At 32.9% G+C, this 16,697-nt stretch carries 20 protein-coding genes; 12 read left to right on the plus strand and 8 right to left on the minus strand.

Translation table 11 applies throughout. The features are described 5' to 3' along the window. Nucleotides 1-191: 191 nt before the first annotated feature. Nucleotides 192-872, minus strand: coding sequence for a tRNA (guanosine(37)-N1)-methyltransferase TrmD (gene trmD, locus K6T82_RS06375; RefSeq protein ID WP_223705101.1), 681 nt, complete (start codon nt 870-872; stop codon nt 192-194). Nucleotides 873-1,116: 244 nt separating this feature from the next. Here trmD and K6T82_RS06380 point away from each other — a divergent pair, with 244 nt between their 5' ends. From K6T82_RS06380 to K6T82_RS06415, 8 genes are all read left to right on the plus strand, one after another. After that, nucleotides 1,117-1,482 (plus strand): hypothetical protein, encoded by a 366-nt coding sequence (locus tag K6T82_RS06380; protein WP_223705102.1) that lies wholly within the window; start codon nt 1,117-1,119, stop codon nt 1,480-1,482. Between the two features lie 83 nt (nt 1,483-1,565). After that, nucleotides 1,566-2,099: an NADPH-dependent FMN reductase gene (locus tag K6T82_RS06385; RefSeq protein WP_223705103.1), complete on the plus strand. Its 534-nt coding sequence runs from the start codon at nt 1,566-1,568 to the stop codon at nt 2,097-2,099. Nucleotides 2,100-2,131: 32 nt separating this feature from the next. Further along, nucleotides 2,132-3,004 carry a sugar phosphate isomerase/epimerase family protein gene (locus K6T82_RS06390; RefSeq protein ID WP_223705104.1) on the plus strand — a complete coding sequence of 291 codons (873 nt, stop codon included), beginning with the start codon at nt 2,132-2,134 and terminating at the stop codon, nt 3,002-3,004. 17 nt (nt 3,005-3,021) lie between these two features. Continuing rightward, on the plus strand, nt 3,022-3,921 hold the full coding sequence (locus K6T82_RS06395) for an archaemetzincin (RefSeq protein ID WP_223705105.1): 900 nt from the start codon (nt 3,022-3,024) through the stop codon (nt 3,919-3,921). Nucleotides 3,922-3,934: 13 nt separating this feature from the next. After that, on the plus strand, nt 3,935-4,282 hold the full coding sequence (locus tag K6T82_RS06400; protein ID WP_223705106.1) for a cupin domain-containing protein: 348 nt from the start codon (nt 3,935-3,937) through the stop codon (nt 4,280-4,282). 179 nt (nt 4,283-4,461) lie between these two features. Further along, nucleotides 4,462-5,610: an MFS transporter gene (locus tag K6T82_RS06405; protein ID WP_223705107.1), complete on the plus strand. Its 1,149-nt coding sequence runs from the start codon at nt 4,462-4,464 to the stop codon at nt 5,608-5,610. Nucleotides 5,611-5,652: 42 nt separating this feature from the next. Then, on the plus strand, nt 5,653-6,585 hold the full coding sequence (locus K6T82_RS06410; protein ID WP_223705108.1) for a peptidylprolyl isomerase: 933 nt from the start codon (nt 5,653-5,655) through the stop codon (nt 6,583-6,585). 92 nt (nt 6,586-6,677) lie between these two features. Then, a complete protein-coding gene (locus K6T82_RS06415; protein WP_223705109.1) occupies nt 6,678-6,980 on the plus strand; it encodes a c-type cytochrome in 303 nt (100 codons plus the stop codon). A 108-nt stretch (nt 6,981-7,088) separates the two neighbouring features. Here the strand turns inward: K6T82_RS06415 and K6T82_RS06420 are convergent, their stop codons facing one another. From K6T82_RS06420 to K6T82_RS06430, 3 genes are all read right to left on the minus strand, one after another. After that, nucleotides 7,089-7,484: a GreA/GreB family elongation factor gene (locus K6T82_RS06420; RefSeq protein WP_223705110.1), complete on the minus strand. Its 396-nt coding sequence runs from the start codon at nt 7,482-7,484 to the stop codon at nt 7,089-7,091. A gap of 373 nt (nt 7,485-7,857) precedes the next feature. Next, a complete protein-coding gene (locus tag K6T82_RS06425) occupies nt 7,858-8,412 on the minus strand; it encodes a thioredoxin family protein (RefSeq protein WP_223705111.1) in 555 nt (184 codons plus the stop codon). 125 nt (nt 8,413-8,537) lie between these two features. Continuing rightward, on the minus strand, nt 8,538-9,431 hold the full coding sequence (locus tag K6T82_RS06430; RefSeq protein WP_223705112.1) for an alpha/beta fold hydrolase: 894 nt from the start codon (nt 9,429-9,431) through the stop codon (nt 8,538-8,540). A 129-nt stretch (nt 9,432-9,560) separates the two neighbouring features. Here K6T82_RS06430 and K6T82_RS06435 point away from each other — a divergent pair, with 129 nt between their 5' ends. Next, nucleotides 9,561-9,896 (plus strand): tRNA-binding protein, encoded by a 336-nt coding sequence (locus K6T82_RS06435; RefSeq protein ID WP_223705113.1) that lies wholly within the window; start codon nt 9,561-9,563, stop codon nt 9,894-9,896. A gap of 108 nt (nt 9,897-10,004) precedes the next feature. Here K6T82_RS06435 and K6T82_RS06440 read toward each other — a convergent pair whose 3' ends face one another. From K6T82_RS06440 to K6T82_RS06455, 4 genes are all read right to left on the minus strand, one after another. After that, complete coding sequence (locus K6T82_RS06440) at nt 10,005-10,550, minus strand: RBBP9/YdeN family alpha/beta hydrolase (RefSeq protein ID WP_223705114.1); 546 nt, start codon at nt 10,548-10,550, stop codon at nt 10,005-10,007. Between the two features lie 22 nt (nt 10,551-10,572). Continuing rightward, entirely contained in the window at nt 10,573-11,397 is an 825-nt protein-coding gene (locus K6T82_RS06445) for an alpha/beta hydrolase (RefSeq protein ID WP_223705115.1), read from the minus strand. A gap of 167 nt (nt 11,398-11,564) precedes the next feature. Continuing rightward, nucleotides 11,565-11,933, minus strand: a complete 369-nt coding sequence (locus tag K6T82_RS06450; protein ID WP_223705690.1) for a PUR family DNA/RNA-binding protein — start codon at nt 11,931-11,933, stop codon at nt 11,565-11,567. Between the two features lie 68 nt (nt 11,934-12,001). Then, nucleotides 12,002-13,780: an ABC transporter ATP-binding protein gene (locus K6T82_RS06455; protein ID WP_223705116.1), complete on the minus strand. Its 1,779-nt coding sequence runs from the start codon at nt 13,778-13,780 to the stop codon at nt 12,002-12,004. Between the two features lie 204 nt (nt 13,781-13,984). Between K6T82_RS06455 and K6T82_RS06460 the strand changes: the two genes are divergently transcribed. The 3 genes from K6T82_RS06460 (at nt 13,985) to yajC (ending at nt 16,629) form a co-directional block, all read left to right on the plus strand. Then, nucleotides 13,985-15,091 carry a Glu/Leu/Phe/Val family dehydrogenase gene (locus K6T82_RS06460; RefSeq protein WP_276572837.1) on the plus strand — a complete coding sequence of 369 codons (1,107 nt, stop codon included), beginning with the start codon at nt 13,985-13,987 and terminating at the stop codon, nt 15,089-15,091. Nucleotides 15,092-15,391: 300 nt separating this feature from the next. Next, nucleotides 15,392-16,303, plus strand: coding sequence for a transcription antitermination factor NusB (gene nusB, locus K6T82_RS06465; RefSeq protein ID WP_223705117.1), 912 nt, complete (start codon nt 15,392-15,394; stop codon nt 16,301-16,303). Between the two features lie 47 nt (nt 16,304-16,350). Continuing rightward, on the plus strand, nt 16,351-16,629 hold the full coding sequence (gene yajC / locus K6T82_RS06470) for a preprotein translocase subunit YajC (RefSeq protein ID WP_223705118.1): 279 nt from the start codon (nt 16,351-16,353) through the stop codon (nt 16,627-16,629). Nucleotides 16,630-16,697: the final 68 nt, after the last annotated feature.

Here is a 16,697-nt window from a genome sequence, read left to right on the forward strand (position 1 = left end):
ATATTAGAACAACATTCACGGATCTCGCCAGAGGTTGATCAAATTCGGGTGCAAATGTAAAAAATAATTATGAATTATGAATTGTAAATTGTAAATTATTTTAACTATCTGATAAAAAGGTTTTTAATTGTAGTCTCAGTCACAGTTTTCAGTCGCAGAACTGAGACTGAAAACCAAGACTGAATATTTTTTTAATGTTCTTCCAACAAATCTGGACGTCTATTTTTAGTATGTTCGAATGCCTTGTCTTCACGCCATTTGTCGATTTTGGCCGCATGTCCGCTGGTTAAAACTTCTGGTACTTTCCAACCTTTATAATCTGCAGGTCTTGTATAGATTGGCCCTGAAAGTAAATTGTCCTGAAAACTATCTGTCAATGCTGAGGTTTCATCGCTTAAAACACCTGGAATTAATCGGATTAAAGCATCAGATAAAACTATTGCACCCAATTCTCCTCCAGAAAGAACATAATCTCCAATTGAGATCTCTTTTGTAATGAAATGATCTCTAACTCTTTGGTCAACACCTTTATAATGTCCACATAAAATGATAATGTTTTCATACATCGACATTTTATTGGCCATTTTTTGGTTTAAAGTTTCTCCGTCTGGAGACATATAAATGATTTCATCATAGTCACGTTGACTTTTTAAATGTGTAATACAATCGTCGATTGGCTGAATTGTCATAACCATTCCGGCGCCTCCTCCAAAAGGATAATCATCAACACTTTTTTGTTTGTTGGTGCTGTAATCACGAAGATTGTGAAAATGTACTTCGACTAAACCTTTGTCAATAGCGCGTTTCATGATTGAAGCTTCAAAAGGACTTCTTAATAATTCAGGTAAAAGTGTAATGATATCAATTCTCATTTTTTGTTGCGTAATTTTCTTCGGAGCAAAGATACAAAGTAAATATTTGTCAATTTCTAAAGATTTGTTTCCTACTTATTTTGAATTACTTATCAGATTTTACATCCATACAGTGTATTTCGTCGTATATATTATACATTTAATCGGATTTAATGTTACGGTAAACTTCCATGACGTTTATTTGAGAGAATTGTGTTAAATTTATATAGACTTACTACTAAACTTTAATATTAGCTTATTACTTATGAAACAAACTTTACTTTTACTTGCAGTTTTAATTTTACAAACTTCTTGCTCTTCTACAGACGTTCACGACAAATGGATTGGACAGTCTAAGCAAAAGTTGATCAAAACATGGGGACCTCCTGTACGAGTTCTTCATGACGATCAGGATAATGAAGTCCTTCTTTATGCAGATCAAATTTTTACGACCAATCATAGCAATCAGGTTTCTGGTGATGCAGGCCCTTATTATTGGAAATATGATTATATGTATGTAAATAAATCTGGGAAAATTACTTCGTGGAAAAACGAAAAGCAGAAATTCCCACCTCAATCAGTCGATGTCAAAATGTTAGGAATTGCTTCTCAGAATAAAACGTCCAGATAAAAACATTCACATTTGAGATTTAAATCTTTAAAAAATAGTATTTTTAAATGTTAATTTAGAAATACTATTTTTTATTTATAAAAATGTCATCACTAATAAAAATACTTGCTATATCGGGTAGCACAAGAAAAGATTCAAGCAATTTTAAATTACTGAAATATATTTCAGGTCAGTTAAAATCAAAATTTGAATTTGAAATATTTGAAGATTTAGATAAACTACCACATTTTAATCCAGATTTGGATACCGATAATCCACCAAAAGAAATTATTTCTTTTAGAAATAAAATTATAAATGCCGATGGAGTTGTGGTTTGTACTCCAGAATATGTGTTCAGTCTTCCGGGAAGTTTAAAAAATGCTCTCGAATGGTTGGTTTCAACTACTATTTTTTCGGGTAAAGAAACTGGGCTGGTAACCGCTTCGGCTTCTGGCGAAAAGGGGCACGAACAACTTTTATTGATAATGAAAACCTTAGAAGCGAAGTTCGATTCTAAAACAGAATTATTGATTCAGGGAGTTAGAGGGAAAATTAGTTCAGAAGGCAAAATTACAGACGAACAAACAGTTGTTGCACTTCAAAACTTCATAAATAATTTTGAGAGTCATTTTTTGTAATATATTTACTATCTGTAATTTATATCATTAAAATGATTAGTAGAAGAAACTTTATCGTAACCACAGGTTTTGCCACTACAGCAGTTTTGGCTTCTCCATCATTTGCATTTTCTATGAATAAAAAAGAAATAGGACTACAGTTATATACACTTCGTGAAGAACTTCCGAAAGACGTAAAAGGAACTTTGGAAAAAGTTGCAAGAGCAGGTTATACAGTCGTCGAAACTTACGGGTTTTCAACAAAAGATCAATTTTGGGGGCTAACACCAAAAGAATTAAAAAAGATTTTAGATGATAATGGCTTAAAAGCGGTTAGCGGACATTACAATTTAGGAAGTTTTCTATACGATGGAAATACCGAAGAGTTAATTGCTTCAATTGAAGCGGCGAAAATATTAAAAAGCGAATTTTTAACGATTCCATGGGTCGATGAACCTTTTAGAAAAAATATTCAGGATTATAAAAAAATTGCTGCACGTGTAAACGAAGCAGCTGAAATGTGCAAAAAAGCGGGTTTAAAACTGGCCTATCATAATCATGATTTTGAATTTCACAAACACGATGGGATTACAGGTTTCGAAATCTTGTTAGAGGAAACAGATAAAAATTTAGTATTTTTTGAATTGGATTTATATTGGGTAATTCATTCCGGAAATGATCCATTAAAATTATTTAAAGAAAACCCTGGCCGTTTTAAAATGTGGCACGTAAAAGATAAAGACAAAGTAAATAGTGATTGGAATACCGAAGTTGGTTCTGGAACAATAGATTTCAAGCCATTATTTGCGGCGGCAAAACAATCGGGAATGATTCATTTTTTTGTAGAGCAGGAAAATAATTTTGCTTCAACCTCTTTTGGATCAATTAAATCAAGTTGCGATTTTATTTCTAAAAACTTAATCTAAAATTTACGGTTTAATTTATGAAGAAACTTCTTTTTGTGGTTTTTGTGGTTCTTTTTGCTTGTCAATCAAATAAAAAAGAAAGTTCAAATCTGAAACCAGCTCTGCCACCTGCACCTTATTTTACAGATATTAAAACTAATGATGTTAAACTTTATCCTCCAGGACCGGGAGATTGGCTGTCTACTCATAAAGAAAAAGGAAAAAGTTTTGAGCAGTTTTACAATTCAAAACATTTAATTCCGACAAAAGAAAATAATATAATATATCTGCAGCCAATTGGTCAGTTTAATTCATTACAAGTCAAACAAATTGAATTGGTGCGTGAGTATTTAGAAATATTTTTTCAGTTAAAAACTAAAACTTTAAATAATGTTTCTAATGATGTTGTTCCAAAACATGCTAGAAGAATTGGTCCGGAAGAACATGAACAATTTTTAGCAGGCTTTATTCTGGATAGCGTTTTAAAGAAAGAAAAACTTCAAAACGGAATTGCATTAATGGCTTTGACTGAAGTAGATTTGTATCCGAAAACAGAATGGAATTATGTTTTTGGTCTTGCTTCTTATAGAGATAGAGTTGCAGTTAGCTCTATTTATAGATTGCATGATAAAAGCTTGCAAAATAAAGATTTTACCTTGTGTTTAGAAAGATTGCTAAAAATATGCTCTCATGAAATAGGACATATGTTTGGCTTATATCATTGTATTGCTGCTGATTGTGTAATGAATGGTACAAATAGTTTAGTAGAAACAGATGAGCATACACTTAGATTATGTTCAAATTGCCAAAGAAAATTACAGTCTGGAATAAAATACAACAACGAAAAAAGATTAACAGAATTAGAAAAGTATTTTAATAGAAACAATCTAGTAAAAGGTGTTGAGTTAATGGAAAAAGACCTTAAAAGTATTCAATAAAAATAAAAAAAGCATGAATTTAGGAACGAGTAAAGAGTTTATAAAAGGAGACGAAATCGAGTGGGAAGTAGTCGGAGAAGGAATCAAACGTAAGATTTTGGCTTTTGACGAAAGAGTGATGCTTGTAAATGTTCATTTTGAAAAAGGCGGAATTGGTACTTTGCACGAACATTATCATTCGCAAGTTACTTATATTGCAAGCGGAAAATTTGATGTAACTATCAGCGGAGTAACTCAAACCTTAAAAGGAGGCGATAGTTTCTATATTCCACCTCACGCAATTCATGGAGTTGTATGTCTGGAAGAAGGAATGCTAACAGATGTTTTCAGCCCTGCACGAGAAGATTTTTTGGGCTATTAAAAGTTGAAAAATATACCATATAAGTCAATATAAGTAAATTTAAGTTTAGCTATTTAAATGAGCTTATATGACTTATATGGTTTAAAAAAAGCTTAAAATTTATACTTTTTTTAAAGTTCTACTAAAGATTAGATTGGTATTTTTGCAGCATGAATTTATCAAAAACTAATGTACTGTTTATGGCAGTTTGCACTGGTCTTATAGTTGCAAATCTTTATTACTGCCAGCCTTTGATTGTTTTAATTGCAAACGAATTTAAAATTCCTGAAGCCAGCGCCGGAACGATTACTTATCTAACTCAAGCGGGTTACGCGATCGGATTGTTTTTTATGGTGCCTCTTGGCGACAAATTAGAACGAAAAAAGCAAATTTTAATGACCACTTTTGCTACTGTAATTGCCTTATTGATTGCAGCGACAGCCAAAAGTTTTCTTGTTTTACAAATTGCTTCCTTGTTAATCGGAATCACATCAATTGTACCGCAGCTTATTCTTCCTTTGGCCGCTTCTTTAAGTGCGCCCGAAGAACGAGGAAAAGTTGTTGGAACTATTATGAGCGGACTTTTAGTAGGGATTTTGCTTTCGCGAACTTTAAGCGGATTTATCGGTCAAGTTTTAGGCTGGAGATCGATGTTTTATATTGCAGCCGGAATTTGTCTTTTGATCTTTTTTGTCATTCAAAGTAAATTTCCGCAGAACAAACCGCAATTTCAAGGGACTTACGGTCAATTAATCAAATCTTTATTTACACTTATAAAGACACAACCTGTTTTGCGTGAAGCAACAGCAATTAATGTTTTCAGTTTTGCTCAGTTTGGAGCTTTCTGGACTACAATGGTTTTGTTGCTTTCTGGAGAACCATTCCATTTTAATAGTGCCACAATCGGATTGTTTGGAATTGTTGGTGCTTCTGGAGCTTTAGCCGCGCCTTTGGTTGGAAAATTGGGAGATAAAGGAAACTCAAGAATTGCTGTTGGTTATGGCTGTTTATTGGTTTTAATCAGTTTCATTACGTTCTATTTCGCCATTGAAAGCGTAATTGGAATTGCCATCGGAATTGTATTTATTGACATCGGAATTCAAGGTGTTCATATTTCAAACCAAACAAGAGTTTATTCGTTATTGCCAGAAGCTAGAAACAGATTAAATACAGTATTTATGTCGCTTACTTTCTTAGGAACTGCCGCAGGATCTGCTTATGGTTTGTTGTTATGGAAATGGGGTGGATGGCACGCTGTAACAATCGGCTGTATGGCTTTGTCTTTAATATCACTAATTATATACGGACTTACTTATAAATCTAAAAAACAGAAAGCGCAAATTGATTAAAAAATTAATTTGTAAATTTGCGTTCAAATTAAAAATAACAACATGGAAAACGGAATATACGCTAAATTCAATACTAGCAAAGGTTCAATTTTAGTGAAATTGACACACGATTTAACACCAGGAACTGTAGGGAACTTTGTGGCGCTTGCAGAAGGAAATATGGAAAATAAGGTAAAACCTCAAGGACAAAAATTCTATGACGGATTAACTTTCCACAGAGTAATTGCAGATTTCATGATTCAAGGTGGTTGTCCAAAAGGAACAGGAACAGGAGATCCAGGTTACAAATTTGATGATGAATTTCACCCAAGTTTAAAACACGATCGTCCGGGAGTTTTGTCTATGGCAAATTCTGGTCCTGGAAGTAACGGTTCTCAGTTTTTCATTACTCACGTTGCAACTCCTTGGTTAGATAATAAACATACTGTTTTTGGACACGTTGTTGAAGGACAAGATGTTGTTGATGCAGTTGCTCAAGGTGATAACTTAGAGTCTGTAGAAATTATCAGAGTTGGAGAAGAAGCTCAAAAATGGAATGCTATTGAAGCCTTCGTTGGTTTAAAAGGTGCGCGTCTAAAAAGAGAAGCAGCTTTAAAAGCAGAATCTGAAGCAAAAATGGAACAATTGGCTGCTGGTTTTGATAAAACAGAAAGTGGTTTACGTTATAAAATGATTCAAAAGGGAGAAGGAAAAAGAGCTGAAGCAGGAAAAACAGTTTCTGTACACTACGAAGGTTCTTTAGAAAACGGAAAAGTTTTTGATTCTTCTTACCCAAGAAAAAAACCAATCGAATTTAAATTAGGAATTGGACAAGTAATCGAAGGATGGGACGAAGGTATCGCTTTATTACAAGTTGGAGACAAAGCTCGTTTTGTAATTCCATCTGATTTAGGATACGGACCATCTGGTGCTGGAGGAGTTATTCCACCAAATGCAACTTTGATTTTCGACGTTGAATTAATGGACGTAAAATAAGAGTTTACAATCAATTTAGGATTGTTATAAATAGAATCCCATGTGTTTTGGCACATGGGATTTTTTTTATATTTACTAAAAAAACAAAGCCAATGAAAAACATTTTAATACTTGCGGGGCTTGCCTTATTTGTAGTTTCTTGCGGAACTCAAAAGTCAGCTTCAGTTGCTTCGACTCCTGCTACAGAAACAACAAAAGCAGTAGCATTAACACCTGAATTAGAAGCAGGCAAAAATTTATACGATAATAATTGTGCAAAATGCCACAAATTATATGAGCCTAAAAAGTTTACAAAGGAAGAATGGGCGCCAATTTTGGTAAGAATGGGTAAAAAAGCGAAATTAGATGAAACACAAATGGCTTCAATTTCCAATTATATAGATTCTCAGTTGTAATTTGTATTTCAAAAAAACAAAAAAACCGATTCAATATTTTTGAATCGGTTTTTTTGTTTTCAAATAGATATAAAAAAAACACCGTCACAGAATGAGGTGTTTTAAAAATTAGGAATGATGTACTTCAGTATTGTCTACTGCAATTACTTTTAAAGTTTTAATTCCGGCAGGAAGTTCCCAATCAACTTCGTCGTTTTGTTTAAAACCGATTATAGCAACACTTAAAGGCGCTAAAACTGATATTTTTGACTGTTTTAAATCTGCTGCAGAAGGCAATACGATCTGAATTTTCATTTGTTTTTTTGCATTGACATCTTCAATAGTAACAATAGAATTAATTCGAATGGTCGAATTGTCCAATTCGCTTTCCTTGCTTATTACAGCGCGATCCAGTTCTTGTGAAAGCTGATTCGCTTCTTTTGTATTTGTTGAATTTTTACTTTTTAAAATCAATTCTCTTAGAAATTGATAATCTGCTTTGCAGAAAGTAGGTGTTGGTTTCATATCTATTTGAATTTTATTATTATGCTTAATTATTATGTTATTTGAATGATTTCTTCTTTTATGATTTAGCAATAAATTAGCTGCCAATTTCGTCGGTAAATTAAAAATGGAAAAACAGAAAATATTTGATCAAAATATAATTTTGTCAAATAAAGAAATGTTTAAACTGATATAAAATCCTCCGCCCGAAAGAAGAAATTGAAATAGACGGAGGCCTAAAAAATAAAGGCCTTATTATGTGAAATAATTACAGCAGGAAGCGGTCTTGCTATGCAAAACGGCTTTATAGAGGCTGTAAATGGTATTATATTTCCCATAATGAATCAAAAATTGATTTGCAAAGATAGGTAATCTTTTTGGATTTAATGAGATATTACTTCCATTTTATGCCACAACCTAAACTTGGCTTCTGTGGTTCTTTCAAATTTCTGTTGTAAATTAAGGCATCTATGGCGCCTCTTAGATCGCTTCCGCTCAATGGAATTCCGTTACCTGGCCTAGAATCGTCTAATTGCCCACGGTAAAACAACTTGTCTTGATTATCAAATAAATAGAAATCTGGAGTGCAAGCTGCCTGATAAGCTTTTGCAGTTTCCTGACTTTCATCATACAAATAAGGAAAATCAATTTTATTTTCTAAAGCAAAATCTACCATCAATTCCGGAGAATCTGCGGGGTATTTTACAACATCATTACTAGAAATAGCAATTATTCCAATTCCTTGAACGCGATAATCGTTAGAAATCATTACAATTTCATTGATGACATGCAGTACAAACGGACAATGATTGCAGATAAACATCACCAAAGTACCTTTAGATCCTTTTAAATCTTCGAAAGAAAAAGTATCATTTGAATTGGTATCTTTTAAATAAAATTCTGGTGCAATCGTTCCCAATGGAAGCATCGTAGATTCTGTTCGTGCCATTTTATTTGAAATTTGATTTTCAAAAATAGTTTTAAAAATCTGTAAATAAAAGAGCACAGGAATAAAAAATACCCAAAGAAGCAGTTAGCTTGTTCAGCTTGCTTCTTTGGGTACTTTTTTTGTTTTTATGAATTCAGAAACTGAAGTAAATCTTCGTTTAGTTTTTCTCTATCGGTATAAAATAATCCATGTGGAGCGCCTTCATATTCAATAAATGTATTGTTTTTAATGGCTTCGGCTGCTTTTCTGGAAGTAAGATCAATAGGTACAATTTTATCATCATTTCCATGAATAATAAGTGTTGGAACTTTAATAAAATCCAATTCATCTCTGAAATCAGTGTATGAAAAAGATTCGGCACATTTAAGTGTTGCACGAGGAGAAGCCACAGAACATAATGCTCTGTAATATTCCAGTAAAGGTGTACTCAAAGGTTTGTTGATGATGTTAACGCCAAAAAAGGTTTTCCCGAAATTATCGATAAATCCGATTCGATCTTCTTTGATTGCCATTGCGGTGTTTTCACTTTTTTCTTTTGGGTGTCCATCTGGGTTGTCATTTGTTTTTAGTAAAAATGGAATAATAGAAGAAATTAGAGCAATCTTGCTTACATTTTTTCCACCATGACGACTAAAATAACGAACCACTTCGCCTCCTCCCATAGAGAATCCAACAAGAGTTACATTTTCTAATTCTAGTTGTTCAATAATTTCCTGAAGATCATCTGTTAAAGTGTCATAATCGTAACCGTCCCAAGGTTGAGAAGATTTTCCAAATCCGCGACGATCGTAAGCGATAACTCTATAATTGTTTTGTACTAAATGATCAATTTGATATTCCCACATTTCGTTAGAAAGTGGCCATCCGTGAATTAGAATTACTGGTTTTCCTTGACCGTAGTCTTTTACATAAAGTCTAACGTTTTGGGCAGTTTCTATATATTTATCAGTATGAATCTGTTTTAAATTAGATTCAAAGTCCTTAATTGTCATGCATGCGTTTGGTTCAGTATGTTCCATGATATATCTTTTTTACGTGAGTTTTATTCTTTAGTCTCGTAAAATTAGATTGGAAGCGAAAGAAAAGGGTTACAGAATTAGGAGGATTAATTACAAAATTAATAGGTTTGTACTTTAACACTAGTGAAAATGGATTTAACCTGGAGCGAATTTGAAAGAACCGATATGCGTGTCGGAACTATTATAGAAGTAAACGATTTTCCTGAAGCAAGAAAACCAGCTTTTCAATTAACAATAGATTTTGGTTCTGAAATAGGAATTAGAAAATCATCGGCACAAATTACCAAAAGATACCAAAAAGAAGATTTGGTGAATCGCCAGATTGTAGCGGTAGTCAATTTTCCAAAAAAGCAAATCGGAAAATTTATGAGTGAATGTTTGGTTCTAGGTGCTGTAGGTGAGGAGGGAGATGTAATTTTATTAGCTCCCGATTTTAAAGTAGAAAACGGACTACGTATTGGGTAGTTTTAGTCGCAGTTTTCAGTCTCAGTCTCAGTCTCAGTCTCAGTCTCAGTCTCAGTAATCAGTTGCAGTCACAGTTTTACACTGAAAACTGCGACTGCGACTTCAAACTTATTTTATTCTTTCAAGAAATTTTTGCAAAATCAACTGCCCGTCTTCCCAATATTTCAAATCAGAATCGGAGTTGATATGACCTTGTTTACCCACATTCACAAAATCACTTCCCCATCTTTCGGCAAAGTATTTTTTTCTTTCAAATAAGGAATAGGGGTCGTTTTCACTTGCTACCACAACCGATGGAAATGGTAATTTGTAAAGCGGCATTGGCGAAAAGTTTCTCGTACATTCTGGAGTATGTTCTGGCGAATCTATATCAGCTGGAGCAACCAGAAAAGCACCGATAATATTTGAATTATTGTATTTTTCTGCCCAATGCAAAACCAATGAAACGGCTAAACTATGGGCTACTAAAATAGTGGGTTTATTCAGTTTTAAGATGTTCTCGTTCAATCTTTCAAGCCATTCTTCTCGAAGTGGTTCATCCCAATTGTCTTGTACAACACGAATTGAATTTTCGAATTTTTGATGCCAAAAGGTTTGCCAATGCTTTTCTCCAGAATCTCCAAGTCCGGGTATAATTAATAGTTGTGTCTCCATTGCCGTGGATTTTATTTAGTGATTATTTTTTGCGTTCTTTCAAAATTCGGTTTACTTCCTTTACCAAAAGAGGAAAAGCAGGTTCAGTCATTCCGTGGTCGTAACCGTCTAATTCATATAATTTGGTTTGAGTATGTCCAACCAGTTTCATCATTCTGGCCATGTATGCGTTTTCTTCATAACGGCCTAGCATTTCCAGTTCGCGATCTCCTGTAATTAATAGCAATGGTGGAGCATCGGCACGAACGTGGTATAAAGGAGCAAATTCGTCAATTGTAGGCTGTTTTTCTGGAATTCCGTTTTCTCTTCTAATTTCGAAATGCGTAATACATTGGCTGCTAAACGGAATAAGTCCAGCAATTTGATTGGCATCGATATTTTCTTTTTGAAGCCATTTTTTCTCTAAACCAATCATCAGACTTAAATAAGCTCCAGCAGAATGTCCAGAAACAAATATCTGAGTTTTATCGCCTCCGTAATTGGTAATATTGTTGAAAGCCCAAGCAACGGCTGCAGCTGCATCTTCAATACATTTTGCAGCTTTTACTTTTGGAGATAATCTGTAATTAACACCGATGATAGCAAACCCCTTATTTTTTAAAGCTTCAGGAATTTCTTTGCTTCCGCCGGTTAATCCGCCGCCGTGAAACCAAACAATTGTTGCAAATCCAGTCTTGTTTTTTGGATAGTAGATGTCTAAAACACATCTTTCGCTGATGTATTTATCCGATTTATTTGCTGATGCATTGTAGTATTGAATGTTGTTTTTTGTTTCGTACTCTGTGTTTTGAGCAGAAAGGGAAATTCCGTATAGGAAGAAGCTTAAAAGGATAATAAATTTTTTCATTTTTTTAAAGTGAAATGTTAGAGGTAAAATGTAATTTGTGGAAGTTAAAGATGTGTAAATCGTACGTCTCACATTTTTACAATTCACATCCTGAAAATAAATATATAAAAAAAGTCCAAAATGCAGAACAATTTGGACTCGTACTTTTTGAAAAGTTTTATTTTGAATTAAATATCATCAAAATCAATGTCTGTAAAGCTAGATCTTTGTGCTTCCACTTTTTCAGAACCATATTCTTTTTTAAAATCTTTTTGATGTCTTTCAGATATTACTTCTTCGCCTTTGTGGTTCAAAACGTATGAAGTCATTTCTTCTAATATTTCGGCAAAAGCACTAAAATCTTCTTTGTATAAGTAAATTTTGTGTTTTTTGAAGTGAAAAGAACCATCTTCCTCAGTAAACTTTTTGCTTTCGGTAATAGTAATGTAATAATCATCAGCTTTGGTAGCTCTCACATCAAAGAAATAAGTTCTTCTTCCTGCTCGTAATACTTTAGAAAAAATCTCTTCTTTTTCTAACATGTCATTTTCTCTCATAATACGTTCTATCATTTTTGGAATTAATAGTACTCAAAAATCATAAAAAATTATCTATTACGCAACAATTAAAGTAATTCTTTTTCCGAAAGTTGTTTTAAATATAACGCTGCATAATAGCCTTCTTGATTTATTAATTGATTATGAGAGCCTTGTTGAATGATACGGCCATCTTCTAAAATGATAATTTTGTCTGCATTCTTTGCAGATGAAACTCTATGACTTACAATTATAGTGGTTTTGTCTTTAGAGATTTCAAATAAATTGTTCAAAATCATTTCTTCGGTCTCGGTATCAACGGCAGACAAACAATCATCAAAAAGTAAGATTGCAGGGTTTTTTATAATCGCTCTTGCAATAGAAACACGCTGTTTTTGTCCGCCCGAAAGGGTAATTCCTCTTTCTCCTAAAATGGTGTCGTACTGTTTGTTAAAACCAATTATATTATTGTGAACGACGGCATTTTTAGCTGCTTGCATGACTTCTTCGTCGGTTGCATTTTGATTTCCGAATTTGATGTTATTTTTAATCGTATCCGAAAATAAAAAAGCATCCTGAGGAACAATTCCGATGTTATTTCGAAGATCGTTGAGGTTTAAAGTGCTGATTTCATTTCCGTCAATTTTAAGAGCGCCATCGGTTACATCATACAATCTTGAAATAAGAGAAAGAATAGTTGATTTTCCAGAGCCTGTTTTTCCTAAAATAGCTAAAGTTTCTCCTTTTTTTACAGTGAAAGAAATATTTTTCAATGCTTCAATGTTCGTGTCTTTATAGGTAAAAGAAACATTTTCGAAACTAATATTTCCTTGAATATCTGCTGCGTTTTCGTTGTTGTTTTTAATTTCTGGTTCAATTTTCAAAAATTCGTTCAAGCGTTTTTGAGAAGCTTCTGCTTCCTGAACCATAGAAGAAACCCATCCTAACGAAGCGACAGGCCAAGTAAGCATGTTTACATATAAAATAAACTCGGCAATGGTTCCGATATTCGGAATACTTCCATTGATATACATTACACCTCCAAAATAAATTACAACCAAATTACTAATTCCGATAAGCGCAATCATTAATGGACCAAATAGAGATTGTACTCTTGCCAGGCTTAAACTTTTACGTTTGCTTTCTTCCGCCAAATCAACCATATTGTTTTGGTGCTGATGTTCTAATGAATAAGCTTTTATAACACGAATGCCGGAAAAGATTTCCTGAGTAAAGCTTGAAACTTTAGAAAGATATTGCTGGAAAGTAGTGCTTCGTTTATTGATTTCAGAACTTAGTTTAAAAATACAATACGAAAGAATCGGTAAAGGTAATATAGTATATAAGGTAAGAAGCGGAGAAACATTATACATATATAGTATAACGATTGCAAAACGAATAAATGTATTAATGCTGTACATTACCGCTGGCCCGACATACATACGAACCTTTGAAACATCTTCGCTAATACGATTCATTAAGTCGCCAGTTCTGTTTTGTTTGTAGAAATTTTGCGAAAGATTCTCGTATTGTCTAAAAACTTCATTTTTTAAATCAAACTCAATATGGCGCGACATTACAATTAAAGTCTGGCGAGTTAAAAAAAGAAAAAAGCCTGAAATAATTGTTGTTGCGATAATTAATAACACATTATGAATTAAACCTTCGTAATAAGAATTGATAATCAATGTATTAGATTGGTCTGCTGCTGAAAGTTTGTCAAATTTTTCAATAGAATTTAATGATTTACTAATTAGCTTTGGAGTGAATAAAGCAAATATTTGTGAGATTATAGTGATTAAAATTCCGAGTAAAAAACTGTATTTATATTTAATGAAATATTTGTTTAAATAGCGTAATTCTTTCATTTTTTTAAGAAATCTAGTATTGAATTGATTTGTATTTAAGAATTATTATTAAATAAAATTATAATAATTTGCGATTTAATCAAAACAATTATTTTGTAAAATTGTTATTTTATAGATAAAAAATTAGCACATGTGTATTTTTTGATTATGTTTGAGAAGTCTTTTTGACGAATTCGTAATTTTAACCTAATTAATACTAGCGCTATGGATGCAACTTTCGCAACTGGAAAGGAACTTCAAAAAATGGATCCTGTTTTTGGTCAATTATCTTTTGACGATCACGAACAAATTGTATTTTGCAATGACAAAGATACAGGTTTAAAAGCAATTATTGGTATTCATAATTCGGTTATGGGGCCAGCTTTGGGAGGAACCAGAATGTGGAATTATAACACAGAATGGGAAGCTTTAAATGATGTCTTACGTCTTTCGAGAGGTATGACTTTTAAATCGGCTATTACTGGACTAAATATTGGTGGTGGTAAAGCGGTTATTATTGGTGATGCTAAAACACAAAAAACACCTGAATTAATGCGCAAGTTTGGTGAATTCGTTCACTCACTTAGCGGAAGATATATTACAGCAGAAGATGTCGGAATGGAAACTAAAGACATGGATACTGTAAGAGATGTAACACCTTATGTTACGGGTATTTCTGAAGAAAGAGGTGGTTCTGGAAACCCTTCTCCTGTAACGGCTTATGGAGTTTATTTAGGTATGAAAGCTGCTGCTAAAAGTCAGTTTGGTACTGATGTTTTAGATGGTAAAAAAGTTTTGGTACAAGGAATTGGACACGTGGGAGAAACTCTAGTTGATTATTTAACTAAAGAAGGAGCACAGGTTACTATTTCTGATATTAATGAAGAAAAATTATACCAAGTTGCTTCAAAATACAATGCATCAATTTATACTGGTGAAGATTTGTATACTGCAGATGTTGATATCTACGCGCCATGTGCGATGGGAGCAACAATCAACGATAATACGGTAGATAAAATTAAAGCTAAAGTTATTGCTGGTGCTGCCAACAATCAATTAGCTGATGAAAATGTTCACGGTGCAAGATTGCAAGAAAGAGGAATTTTATATGCTCCAGATTTCTTAATCAACGCGGGTGGAATCATCAATGTTTATGCTGAATTGGCAAACTACGGTAAAGCTGAAATCATGAGCAAGACAGAAAATATCTACAATACAACTTTAGAAATTATTGATTTCGCTGCTAAAAACGGAATCACAACGCATAAGGCGGCTCTTACTATTGCTCAAAATCGTATTGATCAAAGAAGAATCGAGAACGCTGCTAAATAATTTTTTTTAGTTTAAAGTCTCAGTCTCAGTTTTCAGATTTACTGGAAACTGGGATTTTTTTTTAGTTTGCAGTCTCAGTTCTCAGTATTCAGTCACAGTCGCAATTCTCAGTTTTAGCGAATACTGCGACTGCGACTGAATACTGCGACTAAATTTTGAGTAAAACTGAAAACTGTGACCGAAAACTGTGACTTTTTTGCGAATTAATTTTAATATACGCCTTTAAAGTTATACTTTTGCAGACTAATTTTTAAATGTTCTTACACGGTGGTAAATAGAAGACACATACGCGTTAAAGTAATGCAATCCATTTATGCAATGCATCAAAGCGGTTCTGAAAATATGGAAAAAGAAGAGAAATTTCTTTTCTATAGTATTGATAATATTCAGGACTTATATCTTATAATGCTTTCTTCATTGATAGAAATTTGTAAAAAAGAATCTGTTTTTCTACATCTTTCTAGTAAAAAACACCTTGCTACTGCAGCAGAGCGTAATCCGAATGAAAAATTTATTAAAAACAAAATTTTTCAACTTCTTGCCGAAAGCAATTCCCTTAGCATCGCTTTAGAAAATCGTAAAATTAATAACTGGTCTTTAAATGACGATTATATTATTTTGCTTTTAAATGATGTCAAAGCAAGCGATATCTACAAAAAATACATGAGCAATAACGTAAACACGTTTGAAGAAGACAGACAATTTATTATTGATTTGTTTGAAAATGTTATTGTTCCAAATGAAAAATTATATGAATATTTGGAGGATGATAAATTAACTTGGGTTGATGATATTCCGGTTGTAAATACACATATTGTTAAACAATTGAAGGCAATCAAAACGGAAGATCCGGATGATTTTAGAGTTCCTAAATTGTACAAAGATGTTGAAGATAAGGATTTTGCAAAAGATTTGTTTAGAAGAACAGTTTTGAATGAAAACGAATTTGCAAAAGAATATGACGATAAAACACCAAATTGGGACAGCGATCGTATTGCCGAAATTGATACCATTATCTTAAAAATGGCAATTTGCGAGTTTATCAAATTCCCTTCAATTCCAGTAAAAGTAACTCTTAACGAATATTTAGAAATCGCAAAAGAGTATTCTACACCAAAAAGTAGTATTTTTATCAACGGAATTTTAGATAACCTTGTAAAAGAACTTACCGCCAACAAAAAGATGGTAAAAGTTGGAAGAGGTTTGATGTAAAACCACATACATTCAAATAAAGAATTAATAATTATAAAAAATAAAAAATGGAAAATTACATGTTGTATCTTCAGCTTGGTTTAATGGGAGTAATAATTTACCTGTTTATGTTTCGACCAGCTCAAAAACGTGCAAAAACAGAAAAAGAATTTAAAGAATCTTTGAAAGTTGGAGATAAAATTGTTACTATCGGAGGAATTCATGGAAAATTAACAGAATTAGGAGATGTATCAGTTGTAATTGAAACAATGTCAGGAAAATTGAAATTAGACAGATCTGCAATTTCAGTTGAGAAGACAGCAGCTTTGAATGCTAAGAAGGCTTAATTTTTTATTCTAAAGAATAAATTTCAAGATATGAAATCCCAAATTCCAACAATGGAGTTTGGGATTTT

The sequence above is a fragment of the Flavobacterium potami genome (assembly GCF_020026915.1).
GTDB classification, from domain to species: Bacteria; Bacteroidota; Bacteroidia; order Flavobacteriales; family Flavobacteriaceae; genus Flavobacterium; species Flavobacterium potami.

Coding starts and splice junctions, on each gene's coding strand:
- nusB (WP_223705117.1), top strand. CDS start 15,392: ATGCAATCCATTTATGCAATGCATCAAAGCGGTTCTGAAAATATGGAA.
- K6T82_RS06395 (WP_223705105.1), top strand. CDS start 3,022: ATGAAGAAACTTCTTTTTGTGGTTTTTGTGGTTCTTTTTGCTTGTCAA.
- K6T82_RS06430 (WP_223705112.1), bottom strand. CDS start 9,431: ATGGAACATACTGAACCAAACGCATGCATGACAATTAAGGACTTTGAA.
- K6T82_RS06420 (WP_223705110.1), bottom strand. CDS start 7,484: ATGAAACCAACACCTACTTTCTGCAAAGCAGATTATCAATTTCTAAGA.
- K6T82_RS06435 (WP_223705113.1), top strand. CDS start 9,561: ATGGATTTAACCTGGAGCGAATTTGAAAGAACCGATATGCGTGTCGGA.
- K6T82_RS06410 (WP_223705108.1), top strand. CDS start 5,653: ATGGAAAACGGAATATACGCTAAATTCAATACTAGCAAAGGTTCAATT.
- K6T82_RS06390 (WP_223705104.1), top strand. CDS start 2,132: ATGATTAGTAGAAGAAACTTTATCGTAACCACAGGTTTTGCCACTACA.
- K6T82_RS06450 (WP_223705690.1), bottom strand. CDS start 11,933: ATGAGAGAAAATGACATGTTAGAAAAAGAAGAGATTTTTTCTAAAGTA.
- trmD (WP_223705101.1), bottom strand. CDS start 872: ATGAGAATTGATATCATTACACTTTTACCTGAATTATTAAGAAGTCCT.
- K6T82_RS06415 (WP_223705109.1), top strand. CDS start 6,678: ATGAAAAACATTTTAATACTTGCGGGGCTTGCCTTATTTGTAGTTTCT.
- K6T82_RS06385 (WP_223705103.1), top strand. CDS start 1,566: ATGTCATCACTAATAAAAATACTTGCTATATCGGGTAGCACAAGAAAA.
- K6T82_RS06425 (WP_223705111.1), bottom strand. CDS start 8,412: ATGGCACGAACAGAATCTACGATGCTTCCATTGGGAACGATTGCACCA.
- K6T82_RS06380 (WP_223705102.1), top strand. CDS start 1,117: ATGAAACAAACTTTACTTTTACTTGCAGTTTTAATTTTACAAACTTCT.
- K6T82_RS06405 (WP_223705107.1), top strand. CDS start 4,462: ATGGCAGTTTGCACTGGTCTTATAGTTGCAAATCTTTATTACTGCCAG.
- K6T82_RS06455 (WP_223705116.1), bottom strand. CDS start 13,780: ATGAAAGAATTACGCTATTTAAACAAATATTTCATTAAATATAAATAC.
- yajC (WP_223705118.1), top strand. CDS start 16,351: ATGGAAAATTACATGTTGTATCTTCAGCTTGGTTTAATGGGAGTAATA.
- K6T82_RS06400 (WP_223705106.1), top strand. CDS start 3,935: ATGAATTTAGGAACGAGTAAAGAGTTTATAAAAGGAGACGAAATCGAG.
- K6T82_RS06440 (WP_223705114.1), bottom strand. CDS start 10,550: ATGGAGACACAACTATTAATTATACCCGGACTTGGAGATTCTGGAGAA.
- K6T82_RS06445 (WP_223705115.1), bottom strand. CDS start 11,397: ATGAAAAAATTTATTATCCTTTTAAGCTTCTTCCTATACGGAATTTCC.
- K6T82_RS06460 (WP_276572837.1), top strand. CDS start 13,985: ATGGATGCAACTTTCGCAACTGGAAAGGAACTTCAAAAAATGGATCCT.